The sequence below is a fragment of the Acinetobacter sp. ANC 4910 genome (genome assembly GCF_004331035.1).
Taxonomy (GTDB): domain Bacteria; phylum Pseudomonadota; class Gammaproteobacteria; order Pseudomonadales; family Moraxellaceae; genus Acinetobacter.
This window is the reverse complement of the sequence record NZ_SJNT01000003.1, coordinates 312176-332558: the sequence shown is the minus strand read 5'-3', so window position 1 is coordinate 332558 and position 20383 is coordinate 312176. Positions and strand designations below refer to the sequence as shown.

The 20383-nt window shown below is 39.3% G+C and carries 21 protein-coding genes; 13 read left to right on the top strand and 8 right to left on the bottom strand.

Annotated features, from left to right (window positions below; genetic code table 11):
* The first annotated feature begins 51 nt into the window (after positions 1-51).
* The 3 genes from E0H82_RS04905 to E0H82_RS04895 all read left to right on the top strand — a co-directional run bounded on the left by E0H82_RS04905 (position 52) and on the right by E0H82_RS04895 (position 2946).
* Complete coding sequence (locus tag E0H82_RS04905; protein ID WP_131263564.1) at positions 52-582, top strand: YaeQ family protein; 531 nt, start codon at positions 52-54, stop codon at positions 580-582.
* 28 nt (positions 583-610) lie between these two features.
* Positions 611-949 carry an FKBP-type peptidyl-prolyl cis-trans isomerase gene (locus E0H82_RS04900; protein WP_100241389.1) on the top strand — a complete coding sequence of 113 codons (339 nt, stop codon included), beginning with the start codon at positions 611-613 and terminating at the stop codon, positions 947-949.
* 203 nt (positions 950-1152) lie between these two features.
* Positions 1153-2946, top strand: coding sequence for a GGDEF domain-containing protein (locus E0H82_RS04895; RefSeq protein WP_131263562.1), 1794 nt, complete (start codon positions 1153-1155; stop codon positions 2944-2946).
* Between the two features lie 4 nt (positions 2947-2950).
* On the opposite strand, the gene E0H82_RS04890 is transcribed toward E0H82_RS04895, so the two are convergent.
* On the bottom strand, positions 2951-3394 hold the full coding sequence (locus E0H82_RS04890) for a GNAT family N-acetyltransferase (RefSeq protein ID WP_131263560.1): 444 nt from the start codon (positions 3392-3394) through the stop codon (positions 2951-2953).
* 264 nt (positions 3395-3658) lie between these two features.
* Between E0H82_RS04890 and E0H82_RS04885 the strand changes: the two genes are divergently transcribed.
* From E0H82_RS04885 to E0H82_RS04870, 4 genes are all read left to right on the top strand, one after another.
* Positions 3659-4147 carry a hypothetical protein gene (locus E0H82_RS04885; protein ID WP_131263558.1) on the top strand — a complete coding sequence of 163 codons (489 nt, stop codon included), beginning with the start codon at positions 3659-3661 and terminating at the stop codon, positions 4145-4147.
* Between the two features lie 106 nt (positions 4148-4253).
* Positions 4254-4838: a nicotinamide riboside transporter PnuC gene (gene pnuC, locus E0H82_RS04880; RefSeq protein ID WP_131263556.1), complete on the top strand. Its 585-nt coding sequence runs from the start codon at positions 4254-4256 to the stop codon at positions 4836-4838.
* Between the two features lie 19 nt (positions 4839-4857).
* On the top strand, positions 4858-5133 hold the full coding sequence (locus tag E0H82_RS04875; protein ID WP_131263554.1) for a hypothetical protein: 276 nt from the start codon (positions 4858-4860) through the stop codon (positions 5131-5133).
* Positions 5134-5268: 135 nt separating this feature from the next.
* Positions 5269-5766, top strand: coding sequence for a DUF2505 family protein (locus E0H82_RS04870; RefSeq protein WP_131263552.1), 498 nt, complete (start codon positions 5269-5271; stop codon positions 5764-5766).
* Between the two features lie 98 nt (positions 5767-5864).
* On the opposite strand, the gene E0H82_RS04865 is transcribed toward E0H82_RS04870, so the two are convergent.
* The 3 genes from E0H82_RS04865 to E0H82_RS04860 all read right to left on the bottom strand — a co-directional run bounded on the left by E0H82_RS04865 (position 5865) and on the right by E0H82_RS04860 (position 8638).
* The gene (locus E0H82_RS04865) at positions 5865-7412 is read right to left on the bottom strand and encodes a hypothetical protein (RefSeq protein WP_131263550.1); all 1548 of its coding nucleotides are present in this window, start codon (positions 7410-7412) and stop codon (positions 5865-5867) included.
* A gap of 248 nt (positions 7413-7660) precedes the next feature.
* Complete coding sequence (locus tag E0H82_RS16515; protein WP_165492917.1) at positions 7661-7834, bottom strand: hypothetical protein; 174 nt, start codon at positions 7832-7834, stop codon at positions 7661-7663.
* A 186-nt stretch (positions 7835-8020) separates the two neighbouring features.
* Positions 8021-8638 carry a rhomboid family intramembrane serine protease gene (locus E0H82_RS04860; protein WP_131263548.1) on the bottom strand — a complete coding sequence of 206 codons (618 nt, stop codon included), beginning with the start codon at positions 8636-8638 and terminating at the stop codon, positions 8021-8023.
* Between the two features lie 159 nt (positions 8639-8797).
* On the opposite strand from E0H82_RS04860, the gene nfuA reads away from it, so the two are divergent.
* Together nfuA and E0H82_RS04850 are read left to right on the top strand one after the other, a co-directional pair.
* Complete coding sequence (gene nfuA / locus E0H82_RS04855) at positions 8798-9436, top strand: Fe-S biogenesis protein NfuA (RefSeq protein ID WP_116761780.1); 639 nt, start codon at positions 8798-8800, stop codon at positions 9434-9436.
* Between the two features lie 206 nt (positions 9437-9642).
* Positions 9643-11871, top strand: coding sequence for a TonB-dependent siderophore receptor (locus tag E0H82_RS04850; RefSeq protein WP_131263546.1), 2229 nt, complete (start codon positions 9643-9645; stop codon positions 11869-11871).
* A 28-nt stretch (positions 11872-11899) separates the two neighbouring features.
* Here the strand turns inward: E0H82_RS04850 and E0H82_RS04845 are convergent, their stop codons facing one another.
* Positions 11900-12910, bottom strand: coding sequence for a hypothetical protein (locus E0H82_RS04845; RefSeq protein WP_131263544.1), 1011 nt, complete (start codon positions 12908-12910; stop codon positions 11900-11902).
* 12 nt (positions 12911-12922) lie between these two features.
* On the bottom strand, positions 12923-13891 hold the full coding sequence (locus tag E0H82_RS04840) for an alpha/beta fold hydrolase (protein ID WP_228258623.1): 969 nt from the start codon (positions 13889-13891) through the stop codon (positions 12923-12925).
* A 376-nt stretch (positions 13892-14267) separates the two neighbouring features.
* Between E0H82_RS04840 and E0H82_RS04835 the strand changes: the two genes are divergently transcribed.
* Positions 14268-14882, top strand: a complete 615-nt coding sequence (locus E0H82_RS04835; RefSeq protein WP_116761772.1) for a carbonic anhydrase — start codon at positions 14268-14270, stop codon at positions 14880-14882.
* A gap of 40 nt (positions 14883-14922) precedes the next feature.
* Here the strand turns inward: E0H82_RS04835 and E0H82_RS04830 are convergent, their stop codons facing one another.
* Positions 14923-15510, bottom strand: coding sequence for an arylesterase (locus E0H82_RS04830; protein WP_416224489.1), 588 nt, complete (start codon positions 15508-15510; stop codon positions 14923-14925).
* An 85-nt stretch (positions 15511-15595) separates the two neighbouring features.
* On the opposite strand from E0H82_RS04830, the gene E0H82_RS04825 reads away from it, so the two are divergent.
* Together E0H82_RS04825 and E0H82_RS04820 are read left to right on the top strand one after the other, a co-directional pair.
* Positions 15596-16300 carry an ABC transporter ATP-binding protein gene (locus E0H82_RS04825; protein WP_131263540.1) on the top strand — a complete coding sequence of 235 codons (705 nt, stop codon included), beginning with the start codon at positions 15596-15598 and terminating at the stop codon, positions 16298-16300.
* Positions 16297-18771 carry an ABC transporter permease gene (locus E0H82_RS04820; RefSeq protein ID WP_131263538.1) on the top strand — a complete coding sequence of 825 codons (2475 nt, stop codon included), beginning with the start codon at positions 16297-16299 and terminating at the stop codon, positions 18769-18771. Before E0H82_RS04825 ends, E0H82_RS04820 begins: the two co-directional genes overlap by 4 nt.
* A 17-nt stretch (positions 18772-18788) precedes the next feature.
* On the opposite strand, the gene E0H82_RS04815 is transcribed toward E0H82_RS04820, so the two are convergent.
* Complete coding sequence (locus E0H82_RS04815; protein WP_131263536.1) at positions 18789-19607, bottom strand: rhomboid family intramembrane serine protease; 819 nt, start codon at positions 19605-19607, stop codon at positions 18789-18791.
* A gap of 78 nt (positions 19608-19685) precedes the next feature.
* On the opposite strand from E0H82_RS04815, the gene mtgA reads away from it, so the two are divergent.
* On the top strand, positions 19686-20360 hold the full coding sequence (mtgA, locus tag E0H82_RS04810; RefSeq protein WP_131263534.1) for a monofunctional biosynthetic peptidoglycan transglycosylase: 675 nt from the start codon (positions 19686-19688) through the stop codon (positions 20358-20360).
* Positions 20361-20383 lie beyond the last annotated feature (23 nt).

The following is a 20383-nucleotide window of genomic DNA, read 5'->3' as shown; positions in this document are numbered from 1 at the left end:
CAAAACTGTGTTAAATCTTATATGCTAGGCGCCAAAATTGAGGAACATTTCATGGCGCTAAAAGCAACAATTTATAAGGTAGATTTAAATATTGCCAACATGGATACTCACCAATATGGTGATTATCAATTCACAATGGCATTGCATCCATCAGAAACCATTGAACGCTTGATGGTTCGAATTTTAGCATTCGCGCGTTATGCTGGTGAGCAATTGGAATTTACCAAAGATCTGTTTGAAACTGATGAGCCTGCATTGTGGTCAAAAGACTTGACCGGTCAGTTGGTTCAATGGATTGAAGTGGGTTGCCCTGATGAAGATAAAGTCAAGAAAGCCAGTGCACGTTGTAAGTCAGTTGCTGTGGTTACTTATGGTACAGCCGTGGACGAATGGTACAAGCGCAATAGCAAATTAAAAACACTGAGTAATGTAGAGATTTGGCAGTTATCGCCAGCGACCACTGAAGCTATTCAGCAATTGTGTGAACGTACCATGCAATTACAGCTCAATGTGATGGATGACGAGTGGACGCTCATTGGTGATCATGCCCAAGCTCAAATTGAGTGGATTCAGTTAAAGTAAAGATAAGTCGGTTTGAAGAGGAATGAATATGTCAAACGAATTACAGATTATTGATTTAGTGGTAGGCGAAGGCAAAGAAGCAGTAAAAGGTGCTTTAATTACCACGCATTACACAGGTTGGTTAGAAGACGGAACGAAGTTTGACTCTTCGCTTGATCGTGGTAACTACTTTGAATGTGTGATTGGTACGGGCCGTGTGATTAAGGGCTGGGATCAGGGCATTATGGGCATGAAAGTAGGCGGAAAACGTAAACTGATTGTACCTGCACATTTAGCCTATGGTGAGCGTAAAATGGGTAATATTATTCCAGCCAACTCGAATTTAATTTTTGAAATTGAACTCTATGACGTGAAAACACGTGACTAATAATATTTGAAAAATTAACCATAGCATGTTTGGGAAAAAGCGTGCTATGGTTAAACTTGCTACTGAAAATAAACGTTTTTTTAGTGCATTCTATTTTATATTAAAAATCAAATTCGCGAATAAGGAATAAACGCGACTTGAAGATAAAAATATTTCAGCCATATACGATATTGCATTTTATCTTGTATGCACTGACATGCTTGATGTTGCTTTTACAGCAATCCAGTTGGGCACTGTATGAACCAGTTCCCGAGACTTATTACGCGCATCAAAAGAATATTAATTCAGTCCCATTTGAAGAAAATACGACCACGTATTTGTCAGGACAATGGCAGTATTATCCAAAACAATTATTACAAACTGCAACACCGAGCAGACCTTCTAGAACCGTGATTCTACCGATTTCCTTTAAAGAAATAGGTTATCCACAAAATACTTATGGCACTTTTGTCGGTCATTTTAAGATACCGAAAGAATTTATTGGACGTCGTATAGCCATTTGGATTCCAAATCAATACGGCGCTTATCGGATGTATTTAAATGGTGATTTTCTATTAAGGTTAGGTGAGGTTGGCGCTACTAATCAAACTCATAAAACCGAGAATGCACCACGCTTTGCTTATTTCATTGCTGAGAGTGAATATTTTACAGTCACCATGCAGGTGTCGAGTTTTCAAAGTTTACATGGTGGTTTAGAAAATCCAATGCGAATTGGAGTCAGTAAAACTATAAACCGCCAGTTCCAACAATTAATGATGAGCATTGCGGGCGTATGCGGTGCAGTGATTGGTGTAGGTGTATTTACCATATTGTTTGCCTTTTTTCGTGGGGTCAGGCATGGCCAAAGCCAAGGCTTTTTGGTGTTTGGTATCTTTATTATTTTTTTAGCCTTACACAATTTATTTTCTGCACCTTATGTGTATACGGTGTTCACCAATATTGATTGGTTATGGGGAACACGGCTCGAATATATTTTTACCTATCTATCGGCGTTCTTCTTTATCAATTATATGTTTTTACTCAATCAGCGCTATTTGCATCCTGCCGTTTTTACCATAGCTGTATTTGTATTGAGTTTCGACATTGTCATTACTTGTTTATCAATGCCTGAAGTTTTTGAAAAATTGGCATTTTATAGTTTTCTATTGGGAATTATTGTGGTGCTAAACTTTGCTTATGGGTTCTATCAAACCGTAAATAGGCATGAACCCTATTCCACCATTAATTTATGGGCAGTGGTATTGTTGTGTGTCACCTTCCTGCATGACTTTTTACTCAGTTTAAACTGGATTGATTCGGTTAATTTATCCTTTGCTTCGACCAGTTTTTATGCCTTTTTGATTATGGTGCAACAATCTAAGAATTATGCGTATCACTCCGATCGAATTGAGAAGTTGAATAATAATTTATTAGAACTGAATTCCTCATTGGATCAAAAAGTAAAAGAACGCACGGTACAGTTAAGTGACTTAAATGAACGGTTAGAATTACAGGCGAAAACCGATGCGCTGACAGGGGCTTTTAACCGCCGTGCTTTAAATTCCGAAATTCAGCGTCAGTTCAATGAAACTGCTCAGCAGCATAATGCTGTGTTGGCATTTGCCATGTTAGATGTCGATTATTTTAAAAATTATAATGATTATTATGGACATCTCAAAGGGGATGAAATCCTGCAACAATTGGTGCAACTGATTCAACGTAATTTACCAGAACATGCCTATTTAGCGCGTTATGGCGGTGAGGAGTTTGCGGTCATATTACGGAATATGCCTGTAGTGGTGGTGGAAAAATCATTGCAGCATTTACTTCATATTATTCGCGAACATCAGTTTGAACATATGAGTCGAGGGGATCATAAACAATACATTACCGTCAGTATTGGCGCTGCCTATATGGATCGAAATCATCCTTATCATGATATTCATGAGCTCATGAAAGCAGCAGATCAGCAGCTTTATCTCGCCAAGAATGCAGGGCGAGATCGACTGAAAATGTAAAAGATTAAATATATTTAATCATGGGGATGGTGTTTTGTTCAGGGGTGGCATAAGCACGAATTTGGAAACCATGCTTTTGATAAAATGACAGCGCAGTTTGGGTGCTATCGAGTGTAATTTGTTGCAAACTTTTCAGTTTTAAATGGGAAATGGCACTGTTGAGCAAGGCAGAACCAATACCCCGATGCTGCATTTCTGGCAACGTATAATTTAGCAATATTTTTCCAGTGTCACTGACCATAATAAAGCCGACAGTCCGTTGATTAATACTATAAATCCAACTGTCGTTATAATGTATCCATAACAATAAATGGCTATGTGTTTTATTTTCCAACCAAGCCTGAATTTTACTTTCCACACGCTGATGATCTTGTACGCAGGAACGGATACTTTCCTGCAATACATGAATAATCTCAGGAATATCCTGAATTTTTGCTGCCCTAATCATTGTTTGTTCTTATTTCCTGAAAACAGGCTTATTTCATGTGAATTCGTGGCATTGGAACAGTAGAGATTTGTTGCTTTTTTAGTGTGTTTTAGGATGAGTCTTTTAATAAAAAAGTAGCTATGGAATTTGATATAAATCACAAATTTGAACGAACTGTATATGCATTTAACTGATTTTTAAGATAATTGGACTCATCCAAAATATAAAACAGCGTATGATATAAGGGATTGTAATGCTGAAGATATGCCTGAATAGGGGGACAATATGTTCAAAATTATTGTTTTGTGTTTATTAGGCTTTGCCCTGACAGCAGCGTGGCAAATTTTTATCAAAATCAAAGTGACTGAAAAGTATCGTGCTCGCTATTTTTCTAAAAGCTTACCAGAGGATGCTCAAACTGAGCTGACGGAAACGAAAGTAAAACAAAGCAAGGTGATCGAAATTGAATATTATGATCAAGTGCTATTTGATGATGCTGTGCAACAGTTTTTTGAGCAAAATATACATATTCGTGACATTCAAGCCGCAGAAGAAATCCAACATAATCTGTTAAAAAAATTACCATCCAAAGCATTAACCCAAATTCGCAAGTTAGATCTGAATGAGTGGTCGATTTATTGGAATTTCTATGACCAGTCACTCGAATATTATGTTGGAAAATATGGCGTGTTTTGTAGCCATGTAGATCGAAATGGGGCAGAACATAAGTCTGAATTTAAAATGCCTCCTAAAGTCAAAGAATGCGCTTCTTAATGGCGAGCAAAAGTTTTAAAGCTGAGTCACTGTGCGTTTTTATTGCAACTTGCGTTCTACGAAAAATTTCTCATAATGTGCCATTGGTTTTTAAAGTGAATAATTGATGTCTGGACTGGAAATTTTTGCTGTCATCATCAGCGTGATTGGCGTGGCTTTAACCATTAAACGCAACATGTGGTGTTGGTGGTTTAACTTTCTCGCCTTTGTTTTATATGCTTATTTGTTTTATACCTTTAAATTATATGGAGAAACGATTTTACAGTTTTTCTTTATCGTGGTGAATTTCTATGGGTTTTATCATTGGTTTAAAGGTAAGCAACAAGACCATGATATTCGTATCGAACCAATTAAACTCAGCACAGTGATGTGGCAAATGTTATTGGCTGCACTGGGTGGACTCATCTTCGGCTTAAGTCTGAAATTCTGGACAGATGCAGCGGTACCAATGTTAGATGCACAATTGGCAGCATTTAGCTTATTGGCAACCTATTGGACCAGCCGCAAGCATATTGCGACATGGGTACTTTGGGTGTTTGTTGATATTGTGTATGTTGGGATGTTTATTTATAAAGACCTGTTTTTGACCGCAGGTTTATATGCAGCCTTTGTTGGCTTAGCGGCTTTTGGTTGGTGGCAATGGATTCAAGTCCAAAAGAAACAACAAGTGGCAGGCACGAAATCTGCATAGTAATGTCGGGGGCAAGCGGATGTTAATCCATTTTAATCAAGCCAAGTTACAGCAGTTTGATGAACTTGCCCATAAGATTATTCAAAATCCAGAACAATATTTGCAATTTGATTCTGTTTCAGACTTTTATCAAGCGGCTTGGCTTGACCTATTTCCTAAAGGCACGACTTGGGCTGCAACAGGTTTAGATGATGGTGCAACAGAATTTTATGCCATCATTCAATTTCAACAGCATTTTTTAAAGATTAATTGTTTATCAGAAATGAGCGTTACTTTTGGCATTTCCAATGTGTAAAACAAAAAATAGGTCAATGACAGCCTAAGCAGAATTGACTTTAATGAGCCATAATATCAACGTATAGTTAACGTTGTTTTGTAATAAAATACTTGCATTTTCCCAACAGGACAAAACAAAAAATAAGGAACCATCATGGCACATCAGTTTATTGTCAATGCAACCATACAGGGTGTATCCCTAGAAGAATTTAAACGTTTAGCAGCCGATACCAGTCTACACGAACAAGTTTGCCGTCGAATTCCAGGTGAGCATTTAGAAATTTTAGAATCAAAAAAAGTAGGGGACATCTACACGCTTAAACGTGCTTATAATTTAGATGTAAACATTCCAGACATTGCCAAAAAATTATTAAAAGATGCATTCCGCTTACACCGTACAGATATTAGTAATCTTGAAGAAATGACTTCTACCGTAGATTTAGGTGCAAATTTACCTTTACATGCCAGTTGCAATCGTTCAGTCAAAGGTTCAGATCAGCATATTGAATTTCAATTAGAATGGACTGTCAAAGTAAAAGTCCCTTTAATTGGGGGATTGTTAGAAAAACATGCTGAAGGTGAAATTCGTAAGTTCAGCGAAATTGAATTGACGATTGTTGAAGACGAATTAAAAAAGAATTTAAGCGTTTAAGCTTACTTTGGGCTGAGATAATAGCAAAGGGCGCCAGATTGATGGCGCCCTTTGCTATTTCAAGCGATTAGGCTTGATTTACCGAGATATTCTAATATTTAGTTTTTAAATTTCGCCAACGCTTTTTTAAGTGGAAGTTTATCTGTAGCAAAGCCATAAATTGCAGCAAACGGCAGCGCTGTTCGTGCCAAATAAGCTACACGCCATAATCCACCATGATTGGCACCCTGCATCATCAACTCTAATGGATGATTCATGACTGTTTCAGGATTGGCGACTGATTCAGGGTTACGTAAATCATGAATCCAGAGTGCTGCCATAATGGCATTGGTCGTTTCAGGTTTAAACGCTTCGACATCAAATAAACTTGCACCATTAAAAGCGGCTTTGAGCAGCGGATTTTTGGTCACTGAGTGTGTGGTGGTCGATGGTGCAATATTAATACTTACGCGTTGCCCTTCATGACGGGCTAAAGTTGCACGCCATTGCTGAATTCGTTTCGCCAATGCGTAGTTTGGACCTTGCTCAATCACTAGGCAGTCTGCAATGCCATAAGCTTGACCATTGTCAGAGCTAATGAGGTCGTGCAGGTTTCTCTGGAAAAAATGCTTTAATGATGCTGTTGCCACACTCTTGGTCAGCAGTTTCTGAATTTGAGAACGATAACGGAATTTATCTGCTGAAGACTCAACCACTTCTTTGGGTACAGCATAGACATCAGTCGGTGTACACATAAACATTAAGCTGGTATCGGCTTTATGTTCACTCACGACTTTCATAATGCTGTCCATGGCCATTGCAACACGGACATGCTTTTCACCATCCAGATAGGCTATTGCTGCTAAATCTAGTTGATGTTGGCTTTGTAATAGCCATTGGGCAATTTCAGGAGTTTGAGTCAGTAAATTTGCCCCAAGCTTGGCACTGAGTTCACGAGTTGGCGTTTGATCGGGAAGAGAAGTTTGACTTGGTGCATACAACGTTGCGTTACCATTTTGAATGGTATTGAGAATTTTTTGCCAAACTTTGGTGTTGGGTAAATCCACAGCCACAATATTGGCTTTCCATTTGGACAACCACGTGAGTGGACCCGCTTCAGAACCAGCCCCAAACAGTACCATGGTACGGTCAGAAAGATCGAACCATTCAGGGTGTGCATTGGCTAAACGTAAGGCATCTGCATGAGAAGGTTCAATAATGCCGTCATCTTCCCATTTTTGAACTTGCGCCAGTAAAGCTTCACCTTTCAAGTTTTGACCATGATAGGGAATGTACCATTCAGGCTCGGCTTGGCTTTCACCTGTTAACTGAACTGTATGTAATTGTGCTAAGGGCACATCCATCATGTCTTTTAATAAATAACGTTGACCATTACGGTAAAACTCAAAACTATGTTCTGCTTTATGTAGACCTTGTTTGGCAATAGTAATGGGATTACTACAATTGCGAATGCCATGTTCGACCAAGGCTTTAAAGTATTTTGGATAGTTTTTACGCCATTTCTTTTCTTTGAGCACTTGCTGGGCAGATTGGTTGTCTACAATCGATAACGCCTCAGCAATAATTTCCTTGCCTGTGCGAGTTGTACTTGGTTTTTGAGTATCGGGTTGAACAGGGAACTGTAGACCCTCTAAAGAGCTGGACATGCAAAAAATCTCGTCTGATTACAGTATTAATATACAGATGTATTCATTATCTATGCCAAATTAAAGTTTGGGGTGGCATTAACTACCAATTTATGTCCCAAGCGTCTAAAGTTTTAAACTCAGTTGTTAAAAGCTTGGAACATCGTAAGGACGCTTACAGATTTTGAGGCAAGTAAGTTGAAATCGTCTGGTACTCTCAGTCAGGGCAATAGACCGAGAGTCAGAGAAAAATTCAATTTAAGTTATGATTAGCAACGTCCTTTCTTGGCTTGACCTGGTGGGCAGAAATCACCGCCATGTTCGTAGTGTCCTAAGTTGCCATTAGGATCAACCACAATACTGCCTTCAGGTGTATGTACTGCACAAGCAGTTAGGGCGTTTAAACTGAGACAAGTGGCGATAATCATGAGAAATTTATACATATATTTATTCTCCATATTCTATTGTTTTAAGCTTAATTTTAGTGAAATCACTTTATTGTTACGATTTATTTTATGTAAAAGATGTAATCAAATAAAATTTTATGTTTAAACGTGAAAAGAAAATGGACAGAGACTGTTCCTATCTCCATCCATTCATCAAAGACATAAAGCCTTAATTAAACATATTTAAAATGGTAATTGACTCAGTTTATTAAAGAAGTGTGGAATTAAACGTGGCTCAAGTAAAATGGTCACAACGACGCCATATGCTGCACCCCATAAGTGTGCACTATGGTTAATATGAGAGTTCCCTCGTTTGCCTGACCAAATGCTGTAGGCAATGTAGAGCACCGCAAAAATAATGGCAGGAACAGGAATAAAGAATACAAAAATCAGCTTCCATGGTTCAAATAGGATGTACGCAAAAAGAACTGCGGAAACTGCACCAGAAGCACCAAGACTGGCCCATTGAAAGTCATTTTTGTGTTTTAAGTAACTTGGTAAAATGGCAAAAATTAATCCACCTAAATAAAACAGGGCAAAGCCAAGGTCATAAAAGTACTGACGATAAAAGCTCTCAATAATGCTCCCAAAGAAAAATAGGGTGATCATATTGAACAACAGATGAGCGCCATCGACATGAACAAAACCGTGCGTGATAAAACGGTCATATTGTCCTTTTTGCATCGCTGGTGGCCAAAAGATCAAGCGACTCATCAATTTCTGATTAGAGAATGCCAGAAGGGAAACCACCACAGTAATGATAATCAGCGCAACAGTATGGTTGAAAGGCAGATTTAGCATATAGAAAAGGTTCAATTTTTAATGACTCAACCTCAATAATGCCATTAATTGCTTAATTGCACAGGACTTTTAGAATAAATCCGACAATTTTAGTTGATTTTTTTTAATTTAGCCGCATCTTCAGTTAAAATGGCAACTTCAGCTAGAGGAAATATTGTTATGTCGACTGAGAACACCAGCACTGCAGTTGCAGAAGAAATTCCAAACTTATTGATTACACCAACTGCACAAGAGTATTTACGTGATTTATTGGCGAAACAAAATACTCCGGGTATTGGTGTACGCGTTTTTGTGGAAAATCCTGGAACACCTCGTGCTGAATGTTGTATGGCATATAGCGCACCTGAAGAAGTTGTGCCAACAGATTATAAGCAAGACTATCCAGATTTCCCTGCCTATGTTGATGCACCATCTATTCCATATTTATTAGATGCAGTGATTGACTACAACAAAGACCGTTTTGGTGGTCAGCTGACTTTCCGCGCACCAAACTCAAAAGTGCCACGCGTTGGCCCTGATGCCTCTGTCGAAGAGCGTATTACTTATATTTTACAATCTGAAATCAATCCAGGTTTGGCCGGTCATGGTGGTAACTGTGCGTTGGTTGAAGTGGTTGAAGATGAAGAACATGGTTTAACTGCTGTACTTAAATTTGGTGGTGGTTGCCAAGGTTGTTCAGCAATTGATGTGACCTTGAAACAAGGGGTTGAAACGACGCTGAAACAGCACGTACCAGAGTTACAACGTGTGATCGACCAGACGGATCACACTCAGGCAGAAGGTGCATATTTCAAGTAAATATTTGCATGAAATAAATAAAAAGCCTCCATTCTATGGAGGTTTTTTTTACGTCTGTTGAATACAAAACGATGAATAATATAAATAATTAATAAACGTTAATGATAATTATTATTAATAGTAATTGCATTTGTGTTTGTATTTGTTACACTCTGAAACCGAAATTTCACGTTTTTTTCTATCTTCCATACCTTTGGGATATTTGTATGAACAGATGTATTGTCCAATCAGCATTAGCACTTTCAATATTGTCGGTCATGAGTGTGATGAGTAATGCTGAAGATTTACAGACAGAACAGCAAACTTCTTCAACTGCACAAATTACGACACAACAGCCAGATCCAACCGAACTTGAAAAAATTGTTCTGACTGCTGAAGAACAAGTAAAACAATCCTTAGGGGCATCCATCATTACAGCAGAAGATTTGGATAAACTTCCTGTGGTGAATGATATTTCAGAATATGTCCGCCGTATGCCAGGTGTGAATTTGACGGGTAACAGCGCAACAGGGCAACGTGGCAATAACCGTCAAATTGATATTCGCGGTATGGGACCAGAGAACACCTTAATTTTGATTGATGGTAAGCCCGTTAATTCTAGAAACTCAGTCCGTTATGGTTGGCGTGGTGAACGTGATACGCGTGGGGACTCTAACTGGGTTCCCGCAGATGCAATTGAATCGATTGAAGTGTTACGTGGTCCTGCTGCTGCACGTTATGGTTCGGGTGCCATGGGTGGCGTGGTCAATATTAAAACCAAGAAAGTAACCAATGAAGTACATGGTTCGGTTGAGCTGTATAGCAATCAGCCTGAAGATTCTAAAGAAGGGGCAACCAATCGTGTTGGCTTTAATTTAAGTGGTCCGATTGTCAAAGATGTCTTGTCTTATCGTTTGTATGGTAATTACAACCAGACCGATGCAGATGCACCAGATATTAATCCTCTCACTGAGTCGGGAACGCGTGCGGCAGGTCGTGAAGGCGTAGAGAATCAAGATATTGCAGGACGACTGGCTTGGCAAGTAACTGATCAGCAGACCTTTTTATTGGATATTGCGACAGGTCGACAAGGCAATGAATATACAGGTGATATTCAAAACAGTAACTTTGATGCCGCTGGTACAGGTGGAAGCTTTAGCAATGCAGATTATGTCCGAGGCTTATTAGGGCAAGAAACCAACACCATGTATCGTGATAGTTATGCCTTAACGCATGAAGGAAAATGGGACTGGGGTGATACTAAACTCATCGCACAATACGATAAAACCAAGAATAAACGTATTCCAGAATCCCTTGCTGGTGGTCCAGAAGGAAGTCCAAATTCATTTAATAAAAAGACTTCAACTTTAGAAACGTTACGTTTTAATGCAGAAACGAACATCCCTTTAGAGATTGTTGTTCCTCAAGTTTTAACCTTGGGCGCTGAATGGGTAGAAGATGATTTCACCGATCCATCGAGCACAGTACAAACCGATGCTTCTGGGCTCATTAGCTTAGCTGCCGATCGTGAGAGCATGGAGTCTCGAATTGCTTCTGCCTATATTGAAGATAACTTTAAGGTGACAGATAGTACTGATTTAGTCCTTGGAATTCGTTTCGACGACCACAATAAATCAGGTTCGAATTGGAGTCCAAGCTTAAACATTACCCAGAAACTGGGTGATTACTTTACCCTGAAAGGTGGCATTGCAAAGGCGTATAAAGCACCCAATATGTATCAAACTTCAGAAGGATATTTGTTATATACCCGTGGAAATGGTTGCCCAATTAAAGCTACGCAAATTTCTCAATGCTATTTAATTGGTAATGCTAATTTAAAACCTGAAACATCCATCAATAAAGAATTGGGTGTTCAATTCGAAAAAGATAGGGTCAATGCCAGCTTAACGTGGTTTAGAAATGACTATGAAAATAAAATTACTGCAGGTGAAACGGTTTTAGCCACTTCAGCAGCGGGGCATAATATTTTACAGTGGGAGAATGTACCAGAGGCATTAATTCAAGGGATGGAGGGAAGTGTAACTTTAACCTTTGATAACGCAAGTTGGACCAATAATGTAACCTATATGATAGATTCGGAGAATAAAAAGACTGGTAACCCGCTGTCGATTGTGCCGAATTATACGATTAACTCCATCTTTAACTATAACGTTACCGATGCCATGGATGTGAACTTTGTCTATACCCAGTATGGTCGCCAAAAGCCACGTCAATATGCAGAGTCGAATACTGAAAATGGCGATATGAATGTTACTGCTGTAAGAAGCTATGGTATTGCAGGCATTAATGCAGGCTATAAATTCACGGATCAAATCAGTGGTCGTCTTGGTGTTAGCAATTTGTTTGATGAAAAGTTATTACGTGATAACACAGTGAACCAAACTTATAACGAACCAGGTCGTGCTTATTATGCAAGCCTGAAATATCAGTTTTAAGTTGATTTAAAGGCAGAACCAAAAGGCGCTATTCAGCGCCTTTTTTCAAGATTGCTAAGGTACTGTCAGAATAATAGAACTTTTCTAAATAATGACGCGCACGTTGAGCTAGGTAATCTGTTTGCAGCATATTCTGAATAATCGGCTCTAACAGATGCTGTAATTGATTTTGGATTAATGCTTCATCAATATTTAAGTCTCGGAATAATAAATCAAAGCTTCGGTCTTGATTACGCGCATACCATGCAGAGATACCATCTTTCACTTGTTGTGCCATGTATTCACTTTGACGTAAGTGATCCCAAATTTCATGACCTAAGCCAACAGTTTGAGGCAAGTCATCAATCTCAATATAATTTTTTAAGACATTGAGCGGAAGGTCTTTAATTTTATGCCATAAATTGGCTTGAAAATGATAAAGCTTATCGTCATTAAAATGCTGATTTAACACTTGCTCGCTCATTTGACTGAGCTTTTGAATATTTTTTTGTAAATAATGCTGAATGGCTTGATCCAAGTTTGAATCGGTCACACTTTCTAAAACAGATTTCCCCATTTTCATAAAACGAGAAACACCGGGTACATTCTTGACCATGACCGAGTTATCTAAGTAGTCGTGAATCGCGTGTTGGATTAGTTGCGTAATCATGGCAGAGAAAGCAGGGTTGTTCACGACGGTATGAATTAAGCGTTGTCTATGCCCACTTTTACTGGCGACATATTGAGCAATTTTATCGACAGTAAGCACAGGAATGGCATCTGCGATTTTAGTTTGGTCATTTGCAGGATGAACCAACGCAAAGCGAATATGCTCTGCAATTTGTTCAATTAAAAAATCGCTGGCAGGGGTGTTTAAGATTTGTTTTTGAATCAGTTGATGAATCTGCTCAACAGTCCAAATCTGTTTTAATTTTTGTTTTCTGAACCAATGATAAAATTCAACAAACTCATTTTTAATGGTTTCTGACTGTGTAAATTCATCATTTAAAAATTGCAGATGAGCTTCGATCAGTTGCTCAATCATGGGGTGTTTTTGCATAAAAATTCAAATTTAATGTAAGGGAATCAGTTGGTCAGCCAAGGGATTTTTCAGACTTTGGGTCTTTGCAAGAAACGGAAGATAGTAATTCGCAACTTGTTTATCTGCTTCTAACAAAGGCATATGACCCACATTGTTCAGGATGACAGGAGCCTCGGCACGTTTCAACAGAGATTTTAATTCATCTGCAACTTCAACATTAAAAATTTTATCTTGTTTGCCCCATAAAATTAAGGTTGGCGCTTCTACATTGCGGGTAATTCGGGCAAAGGTTTCAGGGGTATAAATTCTGTTTAATGTCGAAATTTGCTCAATGACCAGATTATTTCTGCCTGCTTGTGCAATCAGTAATTGCTCTTTAGCATGTTTGAGTTCAGGTGAAAGTTTGGGTGGATTCTGCATGATTTCATGGCGAACTTCGTCATAATCACCAGGTTTTGACACAATAATATGCTTTAAAAAATGAGGGTCTTTGGTGTAAGGCGTGTTGGCTTTTTTATAGATGCCTGCACTATTTAACAGAAATAAACTTTGCGTATCAAAAGGATATTGCGCCGCATACAGCGTAGCAATTGACCCCCCTAAAGAGTGACCTGCGATATTTAATTTATTTTCAATATCAATAGCTTCAGCAAATTGTCGAAGGCTGGAAGTGACATTGGGAACAGCAATATCAAAATTTGATGGAACTTTGGTGTCCCCATAAATAGGTAAGTCAGGCACAATCACGTGATAGTTGGGGGTGAGATAAGAAGCAATACGATTCCAATTGTCACGGTTTCCTCCAATCCCATGGATCAGTAAAACAGTAGGTTTTTGGCTCGATCCTCCTTCGTTATAGCTCCAAAAAATATCCCCTACTTTGAGCGTTTTGGTTTTTAATCCGCAATCTTCACGTTCTTGTTGTAAATAATTTTGTAGCGTAATTTGCTCAGAAGAAAGCTGTAGGGATTTGGCAGAAGCAATATTGAGCAATGACATTGTAAGGAGGATTGCCATTGCAGTAACAAAATGAGAAAAATATTGACTGCTTTGTGTCATTGACTTAAATCCTTGTCACTAAAATTCTGCTGTATGAAATCTATGTTTGAAACTGTAAAAATGCTGGAATTGGTATAAAGAATAATCGTGCGCTTTATGATGATCTATTGTAAATACAATCATTAGAATGTCACGAATAAGTTTATTGAGATGATTGATATAAAAACCAAATAATGTGATTTACTTCAATGTAATGAAAAAACTGTTTGAACTTTTTTGCCAATATAAAAATGCTTAGCTGTATTCTTTTTTGCAAGTGACATTCATTTTTGCTGGTATTAGAATATTGAAACTTCAAATCATGGTGGAAAAAAGAATGCTAACGGCTCAAGAAGCATTAGACCGTCTTAAAAAAGGAAACCAACGTTTTGTTTCTGGGGAAACAACCCTCCCTAAACAATTGACGCACCAAGAACGTGCTGAAATGTCGGAAGATCAGAATCCATTTGCAATTGTACTGGGTTGTTCTGACTCGCGTGTTCCTGCCGAGATGGTTTTTGACCAAGGCTTAGGTGATCTATTTGTTATTCGTGTTGCGGGTAACGTGGTTGCTCCTTCGCAAGTGGGTAGTGTGGAATTTGCTGCTGAACGTTATGACTGTGCAGTGGTTGTTGTTCTTGGGCATAGCCATTGTGGTGCTATTCAAGCGACCATTGACACTTTAATGAACCCAGACTGTCCACCATCAAATAATTTAATGTCGATTGTGAACCGTGTGCGTCCATCTGTCGAAACCTTGATGCAGACTGAGTTGAAAAACGATTTGAAAAAACTTTCGAACCACGCCGTTCGTTCAAATGTATTTGCTTCGGTCAATCAATTACGCCATGGTTCGGCTGTATTGGAACAATTAATTGCGAAAGGCAAGATGATTGTTGTGGGTGCCGAATATTCACTAGAAACTGGCGAAGTGATTTTTTTTGATTTCTAAGACATCTGATCTATAAAATATGGATGTGATTAAAGGCGCTTTATAAAGCGCCTTTAATGTATGGATAAGCGAGATTTAATAATTTTACTTGTGCTTGTGCATTCGGATGAATTAAATCGTTTTGCATTAAACTTTTATGACCTGCGATACCTTCTAAAAAGAAGGGTAGTAATTTCACTTGATAACGTTGACTGACAACCGTGTAGTTTTGTTGAAAAGCCTTGCTATAAGCGGTGCCATAATTCGGTGGAATTTTCATTCCAAACAAAATAACTTTTGCTTTCGCCTTTTGGCTTTGCTCAACTAAACGTGCTAGATTTTGTTGAATCATTTGTGGTGGTTGACCACGTAAACCATCGTTTCCTCCCAGTTCAATGACCACAATATTTGGCTTATACGTTGCAAGTAATTTGGGTAAACGTGCTAAAGCACCACTGCTAGTTTCACCGCTCACACTCGCATTGACCACTTGATGCTGTTTCGGATACTGTTGGTCTAATCGTTTTTGTAACTGTGTGACCCATCCTTGTTGTGGCTGTAGACCATAACCTGCGCTAATACTATCACCGAGAATCATAATAGTTTTAGCGGAGGCCAGCATTGGATTTAGGCAGAGCATTAGCCCCATCACCCAAGAATAAACGAATACTTTAAAACGATATTGACGCATATTAATTGACGAAAACCTGAGCACAATAGAAGAGAGATTTATCATGCCACAAGCCGTAATTTCTGCCCAGAATTTGACACAAAAAATACAACTTGCAGATAAAAGTCTCTCAATTTTTGAAAATTTAAATCTCGACATTATGGAGGGTGAACAAATTGCCATTACCGGTCGTTCGGGTTCAGGTAAGTCGACCTTATTGGGGATTTTGGCCACTTTAGATCAAGCCAGTGATGGAGAGTTAACCGTTTGTGGAGAAAATATTTCAGCGCTTAATGAAGAGCAGCGAGCACTTGTCCGTTTGAAATATATTGGTTTTGTTTTTCAATCTTTTCAACTTTTACCGCACTTAACCGCATTAGAAAATGTCATGTTGCCTTTGCGTTTGCACGCTAATTTTCAATATGCTGAGGCAGAACAACGTGCTTTAGAGCTACTTAAAAAGGTCGGGTTAGAGCGACAGGCAGAGCAAACACCAAAAGTGCTTTCTGGTGGAGAACAACAGCGTGTGGCAATTGCGCGAGCTTTAATTAGCCAGCCTAAAATTATTTTTGCAGATGAACCCACGGGAAATCTAGACAGTCAAACTGCCAAAGACATTGAGCAGTTACTATTTGCTTTAAATCAGGAGTTAGGCACCACACTGGTTTTAGTCACGCATGATTTGAAATTGGCGAGACAATGTCAGCGCCATGTGCATTTATTTGAAGGTCAGTTACATGAACACGTGCAGGGCGGTGATCAGGTATGAGTGCTTTATTTCGACCTTTATTGCAGCAAAGTCTGAAAAGTAGCGGCATGTATTTGTTGATTATTGCTTTACTGCTGGCCATTAGCGTAACCACAGCACTGAAATTTAGTAATGAGCAAATCCAGAATGCAGTGACTTTGCAAGCTGCAGAGCTGATGGCAGCAGATTTGGTGTTGTCGGATCAGTCTGCAATTGAACAGCGTTGGAAAGATCAGGCGACTGCCTTAGATTTAAAACAGTCTCAAGTCACTGTGTTTAACTCCATGGCGCACACTGAGTCACAATTCGTCATGGTGAATGTGAAAGCTGTTGATGCACATTTTCCATTACGCGGACAGTTACAGCTTCAGCCTCAACAGCAGGCGATTAAAAGTGGGGAAGTCTGGTTAAGTCCACGGGTGATGGATTTATTACAGGTGAAGTTGGGAGACCAAATTCAAATTGCAGACGGAACGTTTAAAATTTCTGCAAAGATTCAGCATGATTCGAATCAGGAACTTGGTTTTTCGGGTTTTTCACCAACAGTGATGATTGCACAACAAGATATTGCACGAACCAATGCCATTCAAGTCGGCAGTCGAATTGATTACCGACTACTGATGGCAGGCGATGCGAATAATATTCAACAGTTTCAAACGCAATTCAAACAACAACAGAAAACGATAAAGAATGCCACGGGAGTTAATACGGAAGATACCAATGGACTGAAACTGCGTAATGCCACAGAGGGTAATACGCGCTTGATGCGCCCAATTGAAAACTTAGATACCTTTTTACAGTTGGCAAATATCTTAACCATTTTGCTGTGTGGTATCGCGATTGCATTGACCAGTCAACGTTATGTACAGCAAAACCAAGACTATATTGCTTTATTACGTTGCATGGGGGCTTCCAAAGCCCAAATTTTAAAAGTCTACGCTTCTCTTTTGTTGGTTATATTAAGCATTGCCATTTTGATTGGGGTGTTGCTTGGAATGGCTTTGGGGTATGGGTTGTTACAGCTTATGCTACAACTGATTCCGAATTTACAGCTTCAATTTTCTGCATGGGCAATGTTGAAAGGACCATTACCGATTGCCATATTGACCAGTGCGGTGGTGTTAACGGGTTTTATTTTGCCGAATTTGTGGCAGTTGATGTACACCCCACCAATCCGAGTGATTCGTCAGCAAACGCAGTCTATACAAGTCTTATTATGGACCTTGTTGTCTGGCACACTGAGTTTATTTATTTTTAGTCTGATACTGACAGAGAATTTACTGCTGACCAGTTTGGTGATTGGTGGCATTATTGCCCTCAGTGCGCTCTTGTATATTTTGGTCTGGGTGGTTTTAAAAGCTTTAAAACGCTTAAAAATGGCAGTTTCGGCTTATGTCAAAGTACCTTATCAGACTGCATTTCAGATTACGGCTTTGGCACTAGGACTAAGCTTGATTACAGTATTGGCCGTCCTGCGTACAGACTTGTTAGAACGTTGGCAACAACAGTTGCCAAAAGGTACGCCTAATCAATTTGTATATGGTTTGCCGCCATTTGATGTACCCCAGTTTAAACAGCAATTACAGGCACATGGCTGGAACAGCACACCATTGTATCCCAATATTCGTGGTCGATTAGTCGCAAAAAATGAACAACCTTTTTCGGAGCAATTGGTCAAGCAGAACAATTCATTACGTCGTGAGTTAAACCTGACGCAAAGTAGCAGTTTGCCAACAGACAATAAGATTGTACAAGGGCAAGCAAAATTTACCCATGTCGGAGAGGTTTCTGTCGAAGCGAAAACCGCGGCAGAATTGGGTATACAGGTGGGTGATCGGTTAAGCTTTAGTTTGCCTGAAGGCATGCTACACGCCAGAGTAGTCAATTTAAGAGAAGTTGAATGGGAAAGTTTTAGCCCGAACTTTTTCTTTATTTTTTCTCCACAAACTTTGGATGAAAATGCAGGCAGTTATTTGGGGAGTTTTTATGTCCCAGAGCAAGACAAGCCAAAACTGATTCAATTAATTCAGCAATTTAGTAATACCGTCTTTATTGATGTGGGCTTAATACTGGATGAGATTAAGCGCTTGATGAATGTGTTGATTCAAGTTGTCACCATTTTGGCTGCACTGGTCAGCCTTGCAGGCATTTTGGTTTTAATTGCCTGTCTCAATTTATTGATGGATGAGCGAAAAAGGGAAGTCGCTTTACTCCGTTCATTTGGTAGCTCTAAGCCCATGCTCAAAAATATGCTGACACTGGAAATTGGTTTTATGGGCTTATTGGCGGGTATTGTGGCTTGTTTCTTTGCCGAATTGATCAGTGCGATTGCTAGTTATCGAATGAACCTAAGCATTCAAGCCCATTGGGAAATCTGGTTGATTTTACCGGTGAGCATGATGTTGTTGTGTGCATTGATTGGGCGTTATCGTTTGAGTTATCTCTGTGATATACCGCCTTTACAAAGTTTAAGAGAGATGAATCAATCTTAAGATTCATCTCTGGCTCTTTAAAAATGGTAGTGTTGGCGCATGGCTTGTAATAGTTCAGCCCAAATCGGTTGAATCAATTGCACTTGTTGTAGGCAATATTGGTACAGAAACCAGCAGCTCACGACTGCCACAGTTGTACCCAAAATGAAGCTTAGGGCAGGTTTTTGCCACTTTTGGCACAGATACCAAATACCTGCAAGGACTGCGCCCATGAGCATTCCTCCAACATGTGCAGCATTATTAATTCCAGAGATTGTGAGTCCAATCACCAAGTTAATGCCCATGACCATAATTAAGGTCTTTTTATCTAGAATAAAGCGTTGCTGTGCAAGAACCGGAAAGAGAGACAGTAAGGTTAAAGCACCCCCTAAGCCCATCACGGCACCAGAGGCACCAGCACTGACATGTGGAAATAAAGTGGGATTAATCGCCTGCTGATTCAACATACCTACTGTGTCGTGTATTGCTAAATAACCACTAAAAAGACTTCCCATTAATCCTGCGGCAAGATAGAGCATGAAATAATAGAACCGACCAAAGAGTTGCTCAGCCACACTACCAAAAATATACAATGCCCACATGTTTAACATTAAATGAACAAGTCCAAAATGAAAAAACATGCTGCTGAACAGGCGAGTGGGTTCCTCTAAAAAGGTTAAAGGTGCATAATCAGCTCCCCAGCGAATAGCATCTGCTAGGCTTGGATCACTGACATTGACCCCTGAGACAATTTGCCAGAGGAATAGACCCACATTGATGGCAATGAAAAGGGTGGTGAGCCACCAATCCTGCATATTCAGTTTGCTTGGAACCCAAGGTGGTGTTGAATGAGACATGCTATTGTTTAACTTTGAATCTACATTTTAACCAAGCTTAGCACGAAAGAATGAAAATATTAGGAGCAACTTACTGACATGAAAGCTTTTTTTGTTCGAACTTTGTTAGTCATTGTCAGTTTGATTCTACTTGTACAGCTATGGATTTTTAGTAGTTTGGTCTGGTGGCGTACACATCCAGTTGAAACAACCATGTTTATGCGTCTAGATTACTGGTCTGAACCATCAAAACCAATTCAGCATAAATGGCGCGATTATGATCAAATCAGCGATTATATGAAACGTGCTGTGGTCACGTCTGAAGATGGAAAATTCATGCATCACCATGGATTTGATTGGGAAGGGATGCAATTTGCTTTGGAACGTAACCAAGACAAAGGCAAAGTGGTTGCAGGTGGCTCGACTATTTCTCAACAATTGGCGAAAAATTTATTTTTATACAATAAGCGTTCTTTTATTCGTAAAGGCCAAGAGGCTGTTGCCACTTGGATGATGGAGCGTATGTGGTCAAAACAGCGTATTTTGGAAGTGTATTTAAACTCGGTAGAATTTGGGGAAAATATTTACGGGGTTGAAGCTGCAACGCAGCACTATTTTGGTAAAAGCGCACGAAGTTTAACCCGTGATCAAGCGGCATTTTTAGCTGCAATTTTACCCAATCCAAAATACTATCAAGATCATCAAAATGATCGAAAAGTCCAAATTCGTAAAACAATGATTCGTAAATATATGCGTTATAGCCAAATCCCTTAATACGGCTCAATTCAGCGATCAGC

What these genes read in the sequence shown, in the direction of transcription:
- E0H82_RS04905 (WP_131263564.1), top strand. Translation starts at nt 52, where the DNA reads ATGGCGCTAAAAGCAACAATTTATAAGGTAGATTTAAATATTGCCAAC.
- E0H82_RS04900 (WP_100241389.1), top strand. Translation starts at nt 611, where the DNA reads ATGTCAAACGAATTACAGATTATTGATTTAGTGGTAGGCGAAGGCAAA.
- E0H82_RS04895 (WP_131263562.1), top strand. Translation starts at nt 1,153, where the DNA reads ATGTTGCTTTTACAGCAATCCAGTTGGGCACTGTATGAACCAGTTCCC.
- E0H82_RS04890 (WP_131263560.1), bottom strand. Translation starts at nt 3,394, where the DNA reads ATGATTAGGGCAGCAAAAATTCAGGATATTCCTGAGATTATTCATGTA.
- E0H82_RS04885 (WP_131263558.1), top strand. Translation starts at nt 3,659, where the DNA reads ATGTTCAAAATTATTGTTTTGTGTTTATTAGGCTTTGCCCTGACAGCA.
- pnuC (WP_131263556.1), top strand. Translation starts at nt 4,254, where the DNA reads ATGTCTGGACTGGAAATTTTTGCTGTCATCATCAGCGTGATTGGCGTG.
- E0H82_RS04875 (WP_131263554.1), top strand. Translation starts at nt 4,858, where the DNA reads ATGTTAATCCATTTTAATCAAGCCAAGTTACAGCAGTTTGATGAACTT.
- E0H82_RS04870 (WP_131263552.1), top strand. Translation starts at nt 5,269, where the DNA reads ATGGCACATCAGTTTATTGTCAATGCAACCATACAGGGTGTATCCCTA.
- E0H82_RS04865 (WP_131263550.1), bottom strand. Translation starts at nt 7,412, where the DNA reads ATGTCCAGCTCTTTAGAGGGTCTACAGTTCCCTGTTCAACCCGATACT.
- E0H82_RS16515 (WP_165492917.1), bottom strand. Translation starts at nt 7,834, where the DNA reads ATGTATAAATTTCTCATGATTATCGCCACTTGTCTCAGTTTAAACGCC.
- E0H82_RS04860 (WP_131263548.1), bottom strand. Translation starts at nt 8,638, where the DNA reads ATGCTAAATCTGCCTTTCAACCATACTGTTGCGCTGATTATCATTACT.
- nfuA (WP_116761780.1), top strand. Translation starts at nt 8,798, where the DNA reads ATGTCGACTGAGAACACCAGCACTGCAGTTGCAGAAGAAATTCCAAAC.
- E0H82_RS04850 (WP_131263546.1), top strand. Translation starts at nt 9,643, where the DNA reads ATGAACAGATGTATTGTCCAATCAGCATTAGCACTTTCAATATTGTCG.
- E0H82_RS04845 (WP_131263544.1), bottom strand. Translation starts at nt 12,910, where the DNA reads ATGCAAAAACACCCCATGATTGAGCAACTGATCGAAGCTCATCTGCAA.
- E0H82_RS04840 (WP_228258623.1), bottom strand. Translation starts at nt 13,891, where the DNA reads ATGTCATTGCTCAATATTGCTTCTGCCAAATCCCTACAGCTTTCTTCT.
- E0H82_RS04835 (WP_116761772.1), top strand. Translation starts at nt 14,268, where the DNA reads ATGCTAACGGCTCAAGAAGCATTAGACCGTCTTAAAAAAGGAAACCAA.
- E0H82_RS04830 (WP_416224489.1), bottom strand. Translation starts at nt 15,510, where the DNA reads ATGGGGCTAATGCTCTGCCTAAATCCAATGCTGGCCTCCGCTAAAACT.
- E0H82_RS04825 (WP_131263540.1), top strand. Translation starts at nt 15,596, where the DNA reads ATGCCACAAGCCGTAATTTCTGCCCAGAATTTGACACAAAAAATACAA.
- E0H82_RS04820 (WP_131263538.1), top strand. Translation starts at nt 16,297, where the DNA reads ATGAGTGCTTTATTTCGACCTTTATTGCAGCAAAGTCTGAAAAGTAGC.
- E0H82_RS04815 (WP_131263536.1), bottom strand. Translation starts at nt 19,607, where the DNA reads ATGTCTCATTCAACACCACCTTGGGTTCCAAGCAAACTGAATATGCAG.
- mtgA (WP_131263534.1), top strand. Translation starts at nt 19,686, where the DNA reads ATGAAAGCTTTTTTTGTTCGAACTTTGTTAGTCATTGTCAGTTTGATT.